Origin of the sequence: Brenneria tiliae, assembly GCF_023347575.1 — a bacterium.
Classification (GTDB): Bacteria; Pseudomonadota; Gammaproteobacteria; order Enterobacterales; family Enterobacteriaceae; genus Brenneria; species Brenneria corticis.
This window is the reverse complement of the sequence record NZ_JAKPCB010000082.1, coordinates 30,407-48,113: the sequence shown is the minus strand read 5'-3', so window position 1 is coordinate 48,113 and position 17,707 is coordinate 30,407. Positions and strand designations below refer to the sequence as shown.

Genomic DNA, 17,707 nt, shown 5'->3' with positions numbered 1-17,707 from the left:
CCTGACCCCATGCCGAACTCAGCAGTGAAACGCCGTAGCGCCGATGGTAGTGTGGGGTCTCCCCATGTGAGAGTAGGGAACTGCCAGGCATCAAATTAGAAGTAGCAGTGAAGTCCGACGGGCAGTTCACTACTCGATAGAGAGTAGGAAAAAAGCCGAAGGCTTTTAAACGTTGCGCAGCAACGGCCCGCAGGGTGAATCATGAAATGATTCATAAACTGCCAGGCATCAATTATGTAGTATGCATCAAATAACTCGGTGCGCTGATATGGCTCAGTTGGTAGAGCGCACCCTTGGTAAGGGTGAGGTCCCCAGTTCGACTCTGGGTATCAGCACCAGATTTATGGGTTAATGTTTCGGTTAAAAAGAATTTACCTGGCGGCGATAGCGCGGTGGTCCCACCTGACCCCATGCCGAACTCAGCAGTGAAACGCCGTAGCGCCGATGGTAGTGTGGGGTCTCCCCATGTGAGAGTAGGGAACTGCCAGGTATCAAATAAAGCAAAAGGCCCAGTCGCAAGACTGGGCCTTTTGCTTTGCCTGTGGTTTGTCGGTGCTGCGCACCGGCCCGAAGGGCGGCCCACAGGGACGTGGGCCGTAAACTGCCAGGTATCAAATAAAGCACAAGGCCCAGTCGTAAGACTGGGGCTTGTGCTTTAGATAGGTTGTATGCAGTGGCCGGCAGGATTAGAGAATACGGCTGATAAGCCGATCTATGCGGATACGGCGTAAGCGGCGGATAAGCTTTCTTACTTTTACCGGATATTGAGCGATGCTCTCCAGTTCCATATAGTTGGCTATCACATGAGTATGAACTCTGATGCACTCCAGCTCCCGTAGGCGCTGCGCCAGCAGGACCTGTTCAGGGTCATGAATGAGAATGGCGTTTTCCAGATCCAGGCGCCAGGCGCGGGGATTAAGATTGTTTCCGGTCAGTAGCTGCCATTTATCATCAATCCACATACCTTTCAGATGGAAACTGTTGTCGCCATCTTTCCATAGGCGCACGACCAGCTGCTGGTTATCAATATAGCGCTGCAACCGGCTCAGAAAGCGGCGCAGGTTGATTTCATAAAGATAGGGTAAGGCGCCGATGATTTTAAACGGCTGGTCTTCCGGTATATAAAAATCATTCGCGGTTTTATCGCCGATAATGATTTCTATTTTCTTCCCTTCCCGTAATAACCGAATGATGTTCCTGACCAGCAGGGCGGGCAGGTTGAAATAGGGCGTACACATCACCAGATGATTATCCGTGCAATACATCAGGTGGTGGATGGTTTTATTCAGCGGGCTCTGTTTGCCCAACCCTACCAGCGGCGTAACGGTCAGTCGGTGGTTAACGTCGCCGCAGTCGGGTATATGATAGGTCGCCGTACGTAATGCCTGCCGAAATTGCCGGGTTTCATTTTTGATTTCCAGGCTTTTCGGCCGATCGCAACGATCTAACCGATGTATCGCCGGAGCGGACAATAGATTTTGAATATATTGGGCCATGGTATCGGCCAATATCGGGTTATGAATGATCTGATAGCGGTCGTAGCGGTATTTATCGTGTTGATGCAGATAAACATCGTTCAGGCTTGCCCCGCTGTATATCACGGTATCGTCAATGATAAAGCCTTTCAGATGCAGAACGCCCAGGGCCTCGCGCGTGTTGACCGGGACGCCGTAGATAGGAAATTGCGTGTCGGCGTATTGTTGCGCCATATCGCAATACCAGTCGGCATTGGTATTTTCCGCCGCCGCGCCTATTCGTCCACGCTGCGCGCGATGCCAATCTACCAATATGCGGATATCAAGTTCGGGACGCTGCCGTTTAGCTTCATATAACGCAGACAAAATCCCCCTGCCGGCGTCGTCATGCTCCAGATATAACGCCACCAGATAAATACGTTTTGTGGCATTCAGAATGGCATCTACCAGCGTGGTACGGAAGAGTTCAGGGGTATGAAGTGTCTGAACGTCATCACCTGTCTGAGGGATTTTGGGCAGTTGTGCAAGGTGTTGTTGGTATTTATTGCGTTTAAATTTTGACAACATCACAGTGCGTTTCTTCTCTCATCAGTGTATGACCCGTAGGTCACCATCAAAAGTTAGGGAATAGCCGAATCGGGCGATAATACCATTACTTTCCTGCCGCTGTGAGCAAGTTTTGCCATTGATAGCCAGATCGTCTCTTGATGCGGGAGCTATATCACGTATGGTGATTAATCTTTCAACGGGAATTCCAGCGTCACAATACCCTCTTCCAACTGGACGTCCACCTTAAAGCCCAGCTTCCTGGCCAGGGTAATCATCCCCTGATTATGCGGCATGGTGATGCCGTTCAGCTGTCCCAGCCCATGTAATCTCGCATAGCCGATCAGCTTCTCCAACAGCAGTCTGCCCAGGCCTAATCCTTTTAAATCGGAACGTACCAAAACGGCGAATTCGGCGCTGGTATTATCCGGATCGGAAATAGCGCGTGTGACGCCAATAATCTCCGCGCCGTCTTCCGACTGGCGTATGGCGACGAAAGCCATCTCCCGATCGTAGTCAATCTGGGTCATATTGGCTAAGTCTTCGTGATTAAATTCATTAATTTCGCTGAAATAACGATAATAGAGATCTTCCTTGGTGACCTTGGCGATGAACTTGCTCAGTAAGGGCTCATCTTCGGGCAGAATCGGACGGAACAGACAGGTTGAGCGATCTTTGAGAACAACGGTTTCTTCCAACTCCTGCGGATAAGGCCGGATCGCCAGCCTCGATTGCGGATCGCCGCTAAACGGCGCCAGTTGCAGCGTGACATCCAGCAAGGTGAACTCATCCGCGGAAGCCAGCAGGGGATGGATATCCAGCCGGGATATTTCCGGGCAATCGAGGACTAGGTTGGAAACCTGTACCAGCAACCGGCTGAGCGCCGGAATATCCAGAGGACGCAGCGCGCTGCGTCCGCGGATTTTCCCTCCTTTAACCGCCTGTAGCACCAGATAGCGGGCCAGCGTCATATTCAACGGCGGCAGCGCCACGGCGGCCTGTTTCTCCCGCCATTCAACGCCGCCTTCCCCCAGCATGATCAACGGCCCAAACACCGGATCCTGCTCGACGGCAATACGCAGCTCCTGGGCGCCGGCGCGGTTTGCCATGCACTGAACCAGCACGCCGTGAATACGCGCCCGGGGATAGGTCTGTTTTACCCGATCGAGAACCGCATCCGTGGCCTGCTGCACTTCTCTGGCGGTTCGCAGGTAAAGCATGACGCCCTGAACTTCGGACTTATGCGGAATATCCGGCGATCGCAGCTTGATGGCGACCGGATAGCCGATTTGCTCGGCGATATAGACCGCCTCGGTGCTGTCGTTGGCAATCCAGGTCGGCAGGGTGTTCAAGCCATAAGCCTGCAGAATCGGCTGGACTTCATGGGTATCCAACTGGGTAACGCCGTCCGCCAGCGCCTGGTGAATAAGCTTGTGCGCCTGGCTGGCATTGGCGGTCAAATTCTGCGGCAGCGCCGGGGTTTCCATCAGTTGCTTCTGGTTGCGCCGGTATTCGACGATGTGCATAAATGCCGTTACCGCCCCTTCCGGCGTGCGGTAGGTGGGAATGTCCGCTTCATTGAATAAACGCCGCGCTTCCTGCGACGAGAATTCGCCGCACCAGTTTGTCAAAAGCGTAATGCGTTTGCCGCGCGGGTGTTGCTGAAAAAGCGTGATCAGCTGCGCGGCGCTTGCGGTTCCAGGCGCGGCGGCGCTGGGCGCGTAAATGATAAGCAGCGCGTCGACGTCCTGACTATCCAACAGAACGGAAACCGCGGCCAGATAGCATGCGGTGGTGGCGTCCTCACGCAGATTGAGCGGGTTGCCGATGGCGACGTGCGGCGGTAATTTATCCCGCAGCGCTTGCCGGGTGGTTTCGCTGAGCTCCGCCAGTTTGCCCTGTCTGCTCAGCAACTGATCGAGGGCCAGCGCCGCCGGGGATGCGCCGTTGCTGACCAGCAGCAAACGCTCGCCGCGCAGCGGACGCAGATGGCTAAGGGTTTCCACCGCCGAAAACAGCTCGTGGGTGTCATGCACCCGCAAGAGCCCCGCACGCTGGATGGCGGCGTCGTAGGCGGCGTCCAATCCCTGATGCTGGCCGCTGAGCAATTGCTGCGCCTGCCGGCTGCGGCCGCTTTTTATCACCAGAATGGGTTTGTTTCTTGAGGCGCTGCGGGCGGCGGAAAGAAAACGGCGGGCGTCGCCGATGTGTTCGAGATGCAACAGAATGGCGCTGGTCTTGCCGTCACGGGCCAGAAAATCCAGCAGATCGTCAACGTCGATGTCCAGGCTGTCGCCCAGGGCGATAAAGTAGGAGAAGCCAATCCCCCGCTGCTGGGCCCAGTCGAGGATGGTGTTGGAGACCGCGGCGGATTGAGAAATAAACGCCAGTTTGCCTTTCATAATGGGCACGGGAGAAAAACTGGCGTTAAGTCCCTGCCAGGGAGCGAGTAAACCCAGACTGTTCGGGCCTAATAAACGCATGTGATAGCGCATGGCGCAGGCTTTTAACTCACTGAATTGGGCGGGGGGCGCGGACAGAACGATAACGGTTTTACAACCGCGCTGTCCGAGCGCTTCCAGCAGCGGCAGATTGCGCTCGGCGTTGGTGCAGATAACGGCGAGATCGGGCGTCATCGGCAGGCTGGCGACGTTCGGATAGGCCAGTACGCCGCAGACGGCCCGGTATTGCGGGGTGACGGGAAGCACCGGTCCGCTGAAATTGCCATCCAGCAGGTTGCGCATCATCAGAAAGCCCGCCCGACCCGCTTTTTCCGAGGCGCCCAGAACGGCTATCGACTTGGGACGTAATAGTGCTTCCAATCCGCGCTGGCTCATAAGTCACCCTTTTAGCAGAAGACTATTTGATACTAAACGCTTTTCGCCGATCCTGCTGTGATGGCGGGTAGAATTTCCCGTACGCTATGGTGTGACTTGCCGGCCAGGTAGTGCCTGCGGAAGCGATCGAAGTGGGCCGATAGCGCCTCCGCCGCGAGGTGGTCGCCGGCCTGCCCGAGCAGGGCGATGGCGATTTCAGCGGTGCAATGCTGTCCGGCGTTGCTGGCTTCCCGCAGCTGATAGCGGGAAAGCGCCTCGACGGTCAGCGACAGAATGGGCAATCCGTCGAGATAAGGGCTCTTGCGGAACATTTTCCGCGCTTCCGGCCAGGTGCCGTCAAGCAGGACAAACAGCGGCGGTTTTCCCTGCGGAAGGAGTTGTTGAAATATTTCGCGCCCGGCTTCCGCGCCATCGGTCAGAAAGACCAGATAGGGCTGATACGCCGGGTTTTTCACCGCGGCCAGCAACTGCGGGTCGGGGGCGGTGCGGGACCAGAGAAAAGCCTGCGTATCCGGCAGTATGTCGGCGATCAACCGCCCGGTATTGCTCGGCTTCAGCGGCTCGGTATCAAACATGACCAGACAGAAACGGCTGCGGGCATCCTGTGGCTGAATGGTATCGCACAGGCATCTTTTGCGCGGCAACAGACAGCGCTGACAGCGCAGCACGCGGCAGCCGCGGGCGCGGAACGGTTTGGTGGATTGCTCAAGACGCTGCTGACGCAGGCGAAGAACGGCGTTGTTAATCATGGGGTCTTGGGGATCATTAAATTCAGCCAGGGACCCGTGCCTACTGCGGTTGCCGGGAATATGGATAAGCACGGGCTCGGAAAGACGCCATTCTAATCGATATCCGGCCTGACCAAAAGACCCGGGGTCGGAAACCCCGGGCTTCGGAGCTACAGCGACTCATCCAGCCAGCTTTCGAAAGGCGCTTTAGGCAGCGCGCCATTGAGCATATCGAGCAGCTTTCCTTGTTTAAACAGCATCAGCGTGGGAATGGTTCGAATACGGAAACGGGCGCTCAGCGCGGGCTCTGATTCTGTATTAACCTTAACAAAGCGTATTTTTTCACCGCGCTCCTGTGCGACACTGGCGAATATCGGCGCAAAGTTGACGCAGGGGCCGCACCACGGCGCCCAGAAGTCGACGACAACGGGCAGATCGTCCTGCAGCAGTTTATCCAGTGTTTCTTCGGTGGCGTTGATAACCTCGCCCGTAAACAGGGGGTCGCCGCAGCGGCCGCATTTGGCGTGGTCGTTGGTGCGTTCTTCGGGCAAACGATTGGTGGTGTGGCAGGATGCACATACCGTATTCATAAGAGGCCTCAGATAAAAGTGCTAAAAGTGTGCCGTTGATGAAAACGGTTGCGGGCAGGCAATCTGATGTCAACAGCGTGTTAAAAATGAGCGTTAGTTAAATAATGTGTTACTTGATGGTTGATTAATTATCGCGGCCAGGTGGGTAGGCAACAACGTGGTTTGCTCAATAGCTATGATAGTTTTTGGCTTTTTCCACAAGCCGGTAGCTAAGCGAGTGTACATAAGGTAATCTTCGCGCCCAGCGCGTAGGTGGAGAGAACGATGAGCGATTCATTTAATAGTAAAAGCGGCAAAGTCCGCGTGATGTACGTCCGCAGCGATGATGAGGGCGAAAAAGAGAATAAAAACAAGCGTCCGGCTGGTAAAGATCGTCGCAGTGAGAGCGGACGCGGCCAGCGTGAAGGCGCCGGCGCGCGGGATAATCGCGATAAGCCGCAGAACCCGCGCGACAAGAATCCGCGTCACGCCCGTGAGAATCCCCCCCGTGAAGGCGACGGGCGTGAAAAAAGCCCCTGGGGCAACCGTAACGATCGCGGCGGCGAGCGGCCGCGTCGCCCGCGCGGCGAGGAAAGCGGCGCTTATGATTCGCCATGGAAAACGGTTTCCCGCGCACCGGGCGAAGGCGATGAGCCGGATCACGGCGGTATCAGCGGTAAAAGCCAGATAGACCCGGCGCAGATTCGCCGTCAGCGTCAGGAAGAAACGCGGGTTTACGGGGAAAATGCCTGTCACGCGCTGTTTAAAAGCCGTCCGGAGGCGATTGTCCGCGCCTGGTTTTTGCAGGAGGTTACGCCGCGTTTTCGTGAAGCGCTGCGCTGGATGGCGGCTAACCGCAAGGCCTACCACGTGGTGGAAGATGACGAGCTGATCAAAGCCTCGGGCACGGAGCATCACGGCGGCGTCTGTTTCCTGATTAAAAAGCGTCAGGGATTGGATGTGCGCGAGTACCTGCAAACGGCCGGGGAGCGCGATTGCGTACTGGCACTGGAAGAAATCGGCAATCCGCACAATCTCGGCGGCATTATGCGCAGCTGCGCGCACTTCGGCGTGAACGGCGTACTGGTGCAGGATGCGGCGGCGCTGGAGTCCGGTGCGGCGGTGCGTACGGCGGAAGGCGGGGCTGAGCATGTTAAAGCCATCAACGCCGATGATTTCCTTTCCGTGCTGGCCGAGTTCCGTAACGCCGGCTATACCATCGTGACCACTTCCAGTCACAAAGGAACGCCATTATCGACAACCACCTTCCCGGCCAAGACCGTGATTGTTCTGGGGCAGGAGGGCGACGGCCTGTCGGACAGCGCCTGGCAACAGGGCGACGTCAAGATCTCCATCGACGGCACCGGCCGGGTGGAAAGCCTGAACATTTCAGTGGCGACGGGGATTCTGCTGTCTGAATGGTGGCGGCAGAATAAGGCCTGATCCGCATAAACAAAAAGGTGGCTGACAATCCACCCCCGAATAGTCATCCCCGCGCAGGCGGGGATCTACTATCCAAAAAGGTGGCCGCGCCACCTTTTTGTTTTCCGTTTAGTGCGCGCCGCCGCCGCCTCCCGAGGTGAACGGCGGGCGGGCAAACCACACCAGCACCAGCAGCACCAGGAATACCCCCGCCGCCGCCCAGAAAATCTCATTGGCGGAAATAATCAGCCCCTGCGCGGTAATCTCCTGCGCAATATACGCCGACGCCTGCGACTGGCTCATTCCCATCGCCTGTAGCTGCTGATAGGTTTCCTGCGCCAGCGGATTATAGGGCGTCACCGACTCCGTCAGATGGGCGTGGTGTAATGATTCCCGCTGCGTCCACAGTGTTGTGGTGATGGACGTGCCGATAGAGCCCGCCAGCGTGCGGGTAAAGTTGGACAGGCTGGACGCCGCCGCCATACGCTCCGGCGGCAGGCCCGAGAGCGTGATGGTCGTCAGCGGCATAAAGAAACAGGCCACGGCAAACCCCTGCACGAACTGCGGCCACGCGGAGGCGCCGAAGTCCATTCCCGGTTCAAAGGTGTAGGCGCGCCAGTAAAAACAGACGGCATACATAATAAAGCTGAAGGTGACCAACTGGCGCATATCCAGACGCGGCGCGAAGCGACCGATAATCGGCGACAATATCACCGGCATCAGGCCGACGGGCGCGGAAGCCAGTCCCGCCCAGGTCGCGGTGTAGCCGTATACCTCCTGCAATAATTGCGGCAGCAGAACGATGGCGCCGAAATAGAACATGTAGGCCAGGCTGATACATAAACAGCCAATGGTGAAATTGCGGGATTTAAACAGCGACAAATCCACCACCGGGTGGTCGTCGGTCAATTCCCAGACGATTAAAAACGCCAGCGCGATGACGGCCACCACGGTAAGGACGACGATCTCGTTGGAGTTGAACCAGTCCAGCTCCTTGCCCCGGTCAAGCATCATCTGGAGGCTGCCGATGCCGACGATCAGCAATGCCAGGCCAATGGTGTCGATGGGTTTGATTTCCGTCTTGGTTTCCCGTCCGCGCAGCGTCTGCAGGGTGATGACCACCACCGCCACCCCCAGCGGGACGTTGATAAAGAATATCCAGCCCCAGTGGTAGTTATCGCTAATCCAGCCCCCCAGAATCGGCCCGCAAATCGGGGCGACCACCACGGTCATCGACCAAAGCGCCAGCGCGATGCTCCGCTTGGCGGGAGGGTAGTTGTTTAGCAGCAGGCTCTGTGACAGCGGGATCAGCGGTCCGGCGACGATCCCCTGCAGCACGCGGGCGAAAATCAGCATCTCCAGACTGGTGGACACGCCGCACAGCCAGGAGGTGAAAGCGAACAGCGCGGTAGACAGCAGGAACAGGCGAACTTCCCCAAAGCGTTTGGCCAGCCAGCCGGTGATGGGAATGGAGATGGCGTTGGCGACACCGAACGAGGTGATGACCCAGGTGCCCTGCGAATTGGAGGCGCCCAGGTTACCGGCGATGGTCGGAATGGCTACGTTGGCGATGGTGGAGTCCAGCACCTGCATAAACGTTGCCAATGACAGGGCAACGGTCATCCAGGCCAGGCTGGCGCCTTTAAGCGGTTTTTTCTGCACGCTTCTCTCCTGACGGATTAACCGGCATTAGCCTGAATGATGTCGCTAATCATTTTATCGACCGGCGCGAGATCCAGCGCCAGCGCATCGCTTTGATAAGCCGGGGCGCCGCGCGGGGTTTCCGCCAGCGCTTTGCCCTCGGTATCGGCGGTATCGACGTTAACCAGCGCGGACAGGCCGATGCGCAACGGATGCTCGGCGATCTGCCGCGGGTCCAGCTCGATGCGAACCGGCAGCCGCTGTACGACTTTTATCCAGTTGCCGGTGGCGTTCTGCGCCGGAAGCAGGGAAAAGGCGCTGCCGGTTCCCATATCCAGGCCCACCACTTTGCCCTGATAAACCACGTCGTCGCCGTAGATATCCGCGATAACGGTGGCGGGTTGACCAATGCGCATATTGGCTAACTGCGTCTCTTTAAAGTTGGCGTCAACCCACAGATGATCGGCGGGCACCACGGCCATCAGCGCGGAGGTGGTGGCGATTCTGGCGCCGACCTGCACGCTGCGGCGCGAAACGTAGCCGTTGACCGGACTGACGATTTTTGTCCGCTGCAAGGCCAGCCAGGCGTCGCGCATTTCCGCCGCCGCCTGTTGCACCGCCGGCTGCTGCGCCAGTGGGGTATTCAGGATCATGGCCTGATTAGCCTGATATTGCTGTTTCGCCACTTCCAGCGAGGCTCTGGCGCCGGCAACCGCATCCTGGGCGTGCTGGACTTCTTCACGACCGATGGCGTTCACATTGCCCAGGGTTTCACGGCGCTTTAAATCGCTCAGCGCTTTATTCAGCTCGGTCTGGCGCAGCTCAATATTCGCCTGATACTGTTTGCTGTTGATGATTAACTGATGCGTCTGGCGCACGCTGTTGGCCAGCGCCGTCCTGGCTCGGGCAAAAGCCTGCTGGGCATCCGTCGGGTCCAGTTCCACCAGAACGTCGCCCTGTTTAACAAAGTCGGTATTATCGACATTCACGCGGGTGACGCTGCCGGTCACCTGCGACATGATCTGAATCTGATTGCCGGCCACGTAGGCATCATCGGTACTCTGGTGATGTCTGAGGATCAGGAACCAGTAAATAAACCAGATGCAGCCCAGGACGATAAAAATAAAGGTCAACAGCGTCAGGATGCGTTTGCGCTGTCTTTTCTTGTTTTTCCGGGCTGGCCGTGGCGCCTGATTTTCCACACTTTCACTCATGGTGTTCTCTCTTCTTGTTCTTTTCTTTGCCTGACCTGCAAAGTAAACGGGCGTTTCTGGTGACAAACATTAGCGGCCCGATGCGATGTGCATTGGGATATTTCAGCCATAATAAAGGTGATGTGATTATTTTATTTTAAAATCAATGGATTATATTTCTTCTCTTGCGTCCATTTCATCCAGACGGGTCAGCAGCTTGCGCATTAATGTTTCAAGCTGTTTTTGCTCATCGACGCTGAGCGTGGACCAGAGGAAATGCAGGCTTTTATGCTGCGGAGGAAGCAACTGACCCAGGAAGTTCTTGCCCTCTTCGGTCATATGCAAATGCAGGCAACGCCGGTCGCTATTGCTTTCACGCCTTTCTATCCAGCCTCTTTTCTCCAGATCGTCGGCAATGCGGGTGGCGTTGGTGCGTGACGACCCCAGCGCGGCGCTGAGTTCCGAAGGTTGGATACTGTAAGATTCCTGTGATTCCAGGGTGATTAATGCCATGAACAAGGTTTCATTAATATTTTGTTCTTTAAGCATTTTATTTCTGTGTTCCAGTATCTTGCTCTGCATGTGCATGCATAAACGCAGCAGCAAAACCTCCTGATACGGGAAATCGGGTTTACGTGAAGCACGCAGGCTTAGCATTTTTTCTATTGGCGTAAACGAACTGTCCATCTTGGTATTAACCTCATTAATCACGGCCAGTATAGTAACGAATGTTACTACTTGGGTAAACGGTATTAGGTTAGACAAGCTCACTTAATATGTGACAGAAAGTAAGCGCCGAGCCGGCGAGAGTAATAAGAAAACCCGCTGCCATAAAGGCTAATATCATGATGTTAGAGAATAACTATGCGTGGGGGAATCAGAATAATTTGATTGCGATTCCGTAACAAAATGCGCCAAGCAGGGTAGCAAATACGATACTGCGGGTTTTATAAAAGCCAACCGTCAGCGTGGCGAATCCGACCAGCGTCGGCGGCAGCTTTTCGCCGTGCCTGAGGATATCCGGTACGCTGGAGACGATCAGCAGGGCGCAAATCGAGGCGATGCCGATGCTGTCGAGCAGCAGGGCGGTCCTGCCGCGCTGCAAAGAACCGGAGGCGCGGGAAGAGCCCAGACGTAGCGGCAGATAACGGAATAGGTAATTAACCAGGCCGACAAGCAGCCCGATAAGAATAATTTGCGTACTCATAAATGCTCCCGCGTGGCTGGGGCGGGCTGCAAAAGCGCGGCCAGACACCCGCCGCCGATGCCGATCAGAATAGCCGCAGGAATGGATGAAAGCAGCAGACCGAGCAGCGCGCCCCCTAAGGCGCCGATAACCACCAGACTTTGTCTGCGTTTGAATGACGCCAGCAGGAAACTCAGAAAAAGCGCCGGCAGCATAAAAGAGAGCGCGGCTTCCACCGCCGGGTAATCGTTCAGCGGACCGTTGCCGAACAGGGCGCCGATAACGGTGCCTATGGCCCATGACAGCCATGCGCAAAGCGCGACGCCCAGCATCCAGTTTTCCGACCAGCGGCGGTTATTGCGCGCCAGACGGGCGATGGCGGCGGCAAAGACTTCGTCCGTCAGACCGAAAGCCCATAGCGCCGTTTTACCGGTGGGAAGCCGCTGCAAAATACGGTGGCGCAATGCCGGTCCGTAGAGTACGTGACGGACATCCATCGCCATCACCGTCAGGGCGGCGACCCATATGGACATGCCGGCGCTGAGCAGCGCGGTGATCACAAACTGGCTGGCGCCGGCATAAATAATGCAGGAAAGAAAAATCCCCTCCAGCGGCGTGAAACCCAGCTTGACGGCATTCATGCCAAAAGCGAAGGCCACCGGCAGATAGCCCACGACAATGGGCAGGCTGTCGAACACCCCTTCGCCGAATGAGGCGGCGCCTGGGGTCAAATCGGAAAGCTTCTGCTGCTCTGGTGTATTCACTGTGCGCTCAGGCGTTGATGGCCGGGTTGACAACGGACTGATAACACTACCAAAGCGCCGTTAAAATATCACGCTTTGTCTACGTTGGCCGATGGGGGCATCCGTGCGGTTCAACCGGCGTCCTTGCCGCCACGCCAGCAGGTTTAACAGGCTGATAATGCCGCCCGCCGCGCAAACGCCAGCAACAGCAGCGTGTGGCCGCAGACATGATAAGGGTCGGAGACAGGCTGAGTCCCTGCTGTTGCTGATTGGGCATAGTTTTCGAAGGTTAATATGGTGTTAATGGCGATACAGTATCAGGCAGGAGATGGGGAGATGCCGGCGGAGATTGCGATAGGGGAAATAAGGGGGGGGTGATGACCCCATTCCGGCCCTCCTCTTCGCAGGGGAGTTTAGCTCCTCCCCCTGGCAAGGGGGAGGCCGGGAGGGGGTTCAGGCCGCCAAGGTCGAAGCGTAACGCCTATTTAGCCGCTTCGGCCGCGGTTTTCACCCAACCGTCAAACAACTGCTGGTGAGCCTTGATCCAGCCGTTGGCGTGACGCTCGATATCCTGTTCGGAATTTTCGCCGTTATGCATACGCTGGTTTTGGGCATTCACGTCGGCCAGCGGCAGCTTCATGATGGAGAACAGCTTGGCCGCGGCGGGATTTTTCTCCGCCCAGACTTTATTGGCGGCGATTCTCACGTTATTGACCGGGAAGCCATAGTCGGCCCCGTTGGGCAACTTGGTGCTGATGCCTTGCTGAGAGCCCGGCAGGGAAGAGAAGGGCACCTGCAGCCATACCACGTCACGGCCGGGAACCAGCACGTCGCTGACCCAATACGGCGTCCAGGTATAATACAGAATGGGTTTGCCCTGTTTATAACGCGTGATGGTATCGGCGATCATGGCGGAGTAATTGCCCTGATTATGGGTAACCGTTTTGCTCAGGTCATAGGCTTGCACCTGGTGGTTAATCACCGCCTCGCAGCCCCAGCCGGGGTTACAGCCGGTCAAATCGGCCTTGCCGTCGCCGTTGGCGTCAAACAGTTTGGCTATCTGGGGATCTTTCAACTGGCCGATGTTGGTGATCTTATACTGTTCGGCGGTCTTTTTATCGATCAGGTAACCCTGCGCCGCGCCGGAAATATAGACGCCCTGACGGTAGAATTTGGCGTCGCCGCCGGCGGCCTGATATTGGTCGGCGTGCAGCGGATCCCAGTTAGAGGCCATAAAGGTCGCGTCACCGCTCGCGACGGAGGCGAAAGCCACATTATAATCCACTTCGCTGATAGGCTTTACGTCGTAGCCCAGTTTCTCCAGCGCTTTGTTGACCAGCACGGTCTGGAAGACTTCTTCGGAGATGGTGCTCTGCAACGGTGTGACCGTCACGCCTTTACCCGGCAGCTCGGTATCGGCGGCGAAAAGCGGCGCGCTCAGTAGCGCGGTGGTCAGGGTCGCGGCCCAAATTTTGGTTTTGCACATAGTTATTCCCTCTTCTTACTCTAGTCGCGTAGATTTACCTTGTTGAACAGGAAAGACATTTTCGGTCAGGGGGGTAAAAGGCGGTTTCCACCGCCTTTCCGAGAGTGGCAGACGTGCGGCGTCAGCGCTTATTTGGCCGCTTCGGCCGCGGTTTTCACCCAGCCGTCAAACACCTGTTGGTGAGCCTTGATCCAACTGTCGGCGTGGCGCTCGATATCCCGTTCGGAATTTTCGCCGTTATGCATACGCAGGTTTTGCGCATTAATATCGGCCAGCGGCAGCTTCATGATGGCGAACAGTTTGGCCGCGGCGGGGTTCTTTGCCGCCCAGGCCTTGTTGGCGACGATTCTCATATTATTGACCGGGAAGCCATAATCGACCCCGTTGGGCAGTTTGGTACTGGTACCTTCCTGCTTGCCCGGCAGGGAAGAGAAGGGAACCTGTAGCCATACCACATCTTTTCCCGGCACCAGCACGTTGCTCACCCAGTATGGCGTCCAGGTGTAATACAGAATCGGTTTGCCTTCTTTATAGCGCGTGATGGTATCGGCGAGCATGGCGGCGTAATTACCCTGGTTATGCTCAACCGTATTGGTCAGGCCATAGGCTTGCAGGTGGTGGTTAATCATCGCTTCACAGCCCCAGCCGGGGTTACAGCCGGTCAGGTCGGCTTTGCCGTCGCCGTTGGTGTCGAACAGTTTGGCGATGTTGGGATCTTTCAACTGCTCGACGTTGGTGATCTTGTACTGTTCGGCGGTCTTTTTATCGATCAGATAACCCTGAGCCGCATTGGCTATATAGACGCCCTGCCGGTAGAATTTGGCGTCGCCGCCCGCGGCCTGATATTGGTCGGCGTGCAGCGGATCCCAGTTGACGGCGAGAAAGGTCGCGTCCCCCCCCGCGACGGAGGCGAAAGCCACGTTATAATCCACTTCACGGATAGGCTGCACGTCGTAGCCCAGTTTCTCCAGCGCCTTGTTGACCAGCACCGTCTGGAAGGCTTCCTCGGAGATGGTGCTCTGCAACGGTATAACCGTCACGCCTTTACCGGGCTGCTCGGTATCGGCGGCGAAAAGCGGCGTACTCAGCAGCGCGGTGGTCAGGGCGGCGGCCCAGATTTTTGTCTTGAACATAGTTATTTCCTCGTTCCTGTTTAGTCGCGCAGGTTTTATCTCGGTCTAACCGTCGAGGGTTCCGTTGCCCGCCCTGGGACGGGCAACGGACGCATGGCGGTTATTTTTTGATGAAAGGGCGGGTAACCAGGCCGATGGGGCCGGTGCTATACCAGCTCTTATTGCCTTTGCTGCGCCTGTCGCGACCCAACGATTGAGTCAGGCGGTCAAGGATGATGGCCAGAATAACGATACCCACGCCGCCGACGGCCGCCAGGCCCATATCCAGGCGTCCGATGCCGCGCAGCACCATTTGGCCTAAACCGCCCACGGCGATCATGGAAGCGATAACCACCATCGACAGCGCCAGCATCAACGTCTGGTTCACGCCGGCCATAATGGTCGGCATCGCCAGCGGCAGCTGAACTTTAAACAGCATCTGCCTGGGGCTGGCGCCAAAGGATTCGGCGGCCTCAATCAGATCTTCCGGCACCTGACGGATACCCAGAATGGTCAGACGAATAATCGGCGGCAGGGCAAAGATGATGGTGACCACCACCCCCGGCACATTACCGATCCCGAACAGCATGACGATCGGCACCAGATAGACAAAGGCCGGGGTGGTCTGCATCGCATCCAGCAACGGCCGGATGACTTTGGCCGCTCGCTCGCTGCGCGCCAGCCAGATCCCCATCGGCAGCCCGATCAGCACGCAGAAGAACAGGGCGGTCAGCACCAGCGCCAGGGTGACCATCGCCTGCGACCATGCGCCGATGGCGCCGATGGCAATCAGTGAAATCAGCGTGGCGACGCCCATGCCGAGGCTGGACATCTGCCAGGCGATCAGCGCGAACACCAGGATGGCGACCGGTGCCGGCATGCCGAGCAGAAATTGCTGAAAGCCGCTGAGGATGAAATCGACCGGGACGCGAATGCCCTGAAACAGCGGTCTGAAATTCACCACCACCCAGTCGATGCCGTTGGTTACCCAATGGTCCAGCGGAATCAGCGTATCTTTGAACGGATCGAGCAGGCTGAAATGTTCAGGCTCGGCCGGCGGGGCGCTGCTCAGCCAGTCGCTGCCGGACGAGGCCGCGTCGGAGGTCCCTGTGCTCCAGGCATCCGCGCCGTTGGCGGGCGCATCCTGAGGCGTGGACCAGGGATCGCCCTGCCCGCCGGCGTCGGGGGCCGGGGCGTTCTCCGCCGGCGGCGTATCCTGCTGGGTGGTCGCCCAGGGATCGTTCTGCGCCGCGTTTTCCTGCTGGTTAGCGGCCTGATCGGCGTCTGGCTGCGGCGCGTTACTGTTTTCCCATGAATCGGGCGTTGATTTACTCATTGGTCGCTCCCTCCTTATCCAGTGCCTGTAGCAGCATTCCCTTGGAAATGATGCCGATGTACTCATTGTTTTCACCGACCACAGGGACGGCGCAAGGCGCTTGCGCCACCTGGGAGATCAGTTCGTTGAGTGACATATCTGCGGGCACGGGAGCCGGATCGGACAACAGCGCGTGTTCCAGCGGCTGTTGCTCCTTCAGGGCCTGTTTCAGTGAATCGATAGAGACGACGCCGATGTATTTCTGGCCGCGCTCCAGCACGTAGCCGTAATCGCGATCTTCGTCCTGCAGGATTTTCAGCGCCGAGCGCGGTCCGACGCCCGGCGTTTTGCGGATAAGCGTCACCGGACGGCGGCGGGCGATATCCTTGGCGCTGAATACGTGGCTGATGTCCACGCCGCGGAAGAAGGTGCGCACGTAGTCATTGGCCGGGTTATTGAGAATTTCGTCCGGCGTGCCGACCTGAATCACTTCGCCGCCGTGCATAATGGCGATGCGATCGCCGATGCGCATGGCTTCATCCAGATCGTGCGAGATAAAGACGATGGTGCGCTGGTTGCGCGATTGCAGCTTGATCAGCTCATCCTGCATTTCGGCGCGGATCAGCGGGTCGAGCGCGGAGAAGGCTTCGTCCATCAGCAGGATGTCGGGGTCGTTGGCCAACGCCCGCGCCAGCCCGACGCGCTGCCGCATCCCGCCGGACAGTTCATCCGGGTAGGAGGTGGCGTAAGCTTCCAGGCCGACCTGTTGCAGGGCGTTCAGCGCTTTCTGCTCGCGTTCTTCTTTCGCCATCCCCGCCAACTCCATACCGAATGCGGTGTTGTTGAGGATATTCAGATGCGGCATCAGCGCAAACGACTGAAACACCATACTGATTTTCTTACGCCGCACGTCGCGCAGCGCCGCGTCGGATATTTGGGCGATATCTTCGCCATCAATCAGAACCTGACCGCGGGTCGGTTCTATCAGACGATTGAGAAGGCGTACCATGGTTGATTTGCCGGAACCGGATAACCCCATGATGACAAATATCTCGCCTTCTTCAATGGCCAGATTGGCATCTTTCACACCGAGCGTCAGACCCGTTTTTTCAAAAATCTGATCCTTGCTTAAACCCTTATCAATCAGTTTAAATGCCCGGTTAGGATGCTCGCCAAATATCTTATAAAGATGCTTTACTTCAAGTTTAATTGCCATGAAATTATTGTTTTCCTATGGTCATTTATAATTCTATAGCGCTGTCCTGGTAATGATTAAACGCCCTATACCCTACCATAATGAAATTCTGAGACAACCCCCCATGTTCTGAATTTGTCGTAACCCTTACATAATAAATAGTGCGATTTTAATACTATCATTTTCATATAATTGGATAAGGGGACGGATTTTAATATTGAAGAATTTTCCACGTATATTATTTAAAACAATTGGTTAT

At 56.6% G+C, this 17,707-nt stretch carries 14 protein-coding genes, 1 tRNA gene and 2 rRNA genes; 4 read left to right on the top strand and 13 right to left on the bottom strand.

The annotated features are described in order from the left end of the window. From rrf (MFP24_RS01330) to rrf (MFP24_RS01320), 3 genes are all read left to right on the top strand, one after another. Window positions 1-89: ribosomal RNA gene (rrf, locus tag MFP24_RS01330) — 5S ribosomal RNA — on the top strand; the annotation flags it as partial. A 173-nt stretch (window positions 90-262) separates the two neighbouring features. Then, a tRNA-Thr gene (locus tag MFP24_RS01325) sits at window positions 263-338 on the top strand. A 36-nt stretch (window positions 339-374) separates the two neighbouring features. Next, window positions 375-490: ribosomal RNA gene (gene rrf / locus MFP24_RS01320) — 5S ribosomal RNA — on the top strand. Between the two features lie 196 nt (window positions 491-686). Here the strand turns inward: rrf (MFP24_RS01320) and pssA are convergent. The 4 genes from pssA to trxC form a co-directional block, all read right to left on the bottom strand. Then, window positions 687-2,042: a CDP-diacylglycerol--serine O-phosphatidyltransferase gene (pssA, locus tag MFP24_RS01315; protein WP_249228873.1), complete on the bottom strand. Its 1,356-nt coding sequence runs from the start codon at window positions 2,040-2,042 to the stop codon at window positions 687-689. Window positions 2,043-2,209: 167 nt separating this feature from the next. Then, complete coding sequence (locus tag MFP24_RS01310; RefSeq protein ID WP_249228872.1) at window positions 2,210-4,858, bottom strand: bifunctional acetate--CoA ligase family protein/GNAT family N-acetyltransferase; 2,649 nt, start codon at window positions 4,856-4,858, stop codon at window positions 2,210-2,212. A gap of 32 nt (window positions 4,859-4,890) precedes the next feature. Continuing rightward, on the bottom strand, window positions 4,891-5,607 hold the full coding sequence (locus tag MFP24_RS01305; RefSeq protein ID WP_249228871.1) for a tRNA-uridine aminocarboxypropyltransferase: 717 nt from the start codon (window positions 5,605-5,607) through the stop codon (window positions 4,891-4,893). A gap of 149 nt (window positions 5,608-5,756) precedes the next feature. Further along, window positions 5,757-6,176 (bottom strand): thioredoxin TrxC, encoded by a 420-nt coding sequence (gene trxC / locus MFP24_RS01300; protein WP_249228870.1) that lies wholly within the window; start codon window positions 6,174-6,176, stop codon window positions 5,757-5,759. Between the two features lie 264 nt (window positions 6,177-6,440). On the opposite strand from trxC, the gene MFP24_RS01295 reads away from it, so the two are divergent. Next, complete coding sequence (locus MFP24_RS01295) at window positions 6,441-7,598, top strand: tRNA/rRNA methyltransferase (protein WP_249228869.1); 1,158 nt, start codon at window positions 6,441-6,443, stop codon at window positions 7,596-7,598. A 108-nt stretch (window positions 7,599-7,706) separates the two neighbouring features. Here the strand turns inward: MFP24_RS01295 and emrB are convergent, their stop codons facing one another. The 9 genes from emrB to proV form a co-directional block, all read right to left on the bottom strand. Next, complete coding sequence (emrB, locus tag MFP24_RS01290) at window positions 7,707-9,239, bottom strand: multidrug efflux MFS transporter permease subunit EmrB (protein WP_249228868.1); 1,533 nt, start codon at window positions 9,237-9,239, stop codon at window positions 7,707-7,709. Between the two features lie 17 nt (window positions 9,240-9,256). Continuing rightward, complete coding sequence (gene emrA / locus MFP24_RS01285; protein ID WP_249228867.1) at window positions 9,257-10,432, bottom strand: multidrug efflux MFS transporter periplasmic adaptor subunit EmrA; 1,176 nt, start codon at window positions 10,430-10,432, stop codon at window positions 9,257-9,259. Window positions 10,433-10,582: 150 nt separating this feature from the next. Further along, window positions 10,583-11,098 carry a transcriptional repressor MprA gene (gene mprA, locus MFP24_RS01280; protein WP_249228866.1) on the bottom strand — a complete coding sequence of 172 codons (516 nt, stop codon included), beginning with the start codon at window positions 11,096-11,098 and terminating at the stop codon, window positions 10,583-10,585. Between the two features lie 190 nt (window positions 11,099-11,288). Beyond that, the gene (ygaH, locus tag MFP24_RS01275) at window positions 11,289-11,618 is read right to left on the bottom strand and encodes an L-valine transporter subunit YgaH (protein ID WP_249228865.1); all 330 of its coding nucleotides are present in this window, start codon (window positions 11,616-11,618) and stop codon (window positions 11,289-11,291) included. Further along, complete coding sequence (locus tag MFP24_RS01270; RefSeq protein WP_318011309.1) at window positions 11,615-12,361, bottom strand: AzlC family ABC transporter permease; 747 nt, start codon at window positions 12,359-12,361, stop codon at window positions 11,615-11,617. The genes ygaH and MFP24_RS01270 overlap by 4 nt, the downstream gene beginning before the upstream one ends. A gap of 460 nt (window positions 12,362-12,821) precedes the next feature. Further along, the gene (gene proX / locus MFP24_RS01265; RefSeq protein WP_249228864.1) at window positions 12,822-13,826 is read right to left on the bottom strand and encodes a glycine betaine/L-proline ABC transporter substrate-binding protein ProX; all 1,005 of its coding nucleotides are present in this window, start codon (window positions 13,824-13,826) and stop codon (window positions 12,822-12,824) included. A gap of 128 nt (window positions 13,827-13,954) precedes the next feature. Then, the gene (proX, locus tag MFP24_RS01260) at window positions 13,955-14,959 is read right to left on the bottom strand and encodes a glycine betaine/L-proline ABC transporter substrate-binding protein ProX (RefSeq protein ID WP_249228863.1); all 1,005 of its coding nucleotides are present in this window, start codon (window positions 14,957-14,959) and stop codon (window positions 13,955-13,957) included. A gap of 100 nt (window positions 14,960-15,059) precedes the next feature. Next, the gene (gene proW / locus MFP24_RS01255) at window positions 15,060-16,274 is read right to left on the bottom strand and encodes a glycine betaine/L-proline ABC transporter permease ProW (protein WP_249228862.1); all 1,215 of its coding nucleotides are present in this window, start codon (window positions 16,272-16,274) and stop codon (window positions 15,060-15,062) included. Further along, on the bottom strand, window positions 16,267-17,469 hold the full coding sequence (gene proV / locus MFP24_RS01250) for a glycine betaine/L-proline ABC transporter ATP-binding protein ProV (protein WP_249228861.1): 1,203 nt from the start codon (window positions 17,467-17,469) through the stop codon (window positions 16,267-16,269). Before proV ends, proW begins: the two co-directional genes overlap by 8 nt. Window positions 17,470-17,707 lie beyond the last annotated feature (238 nt).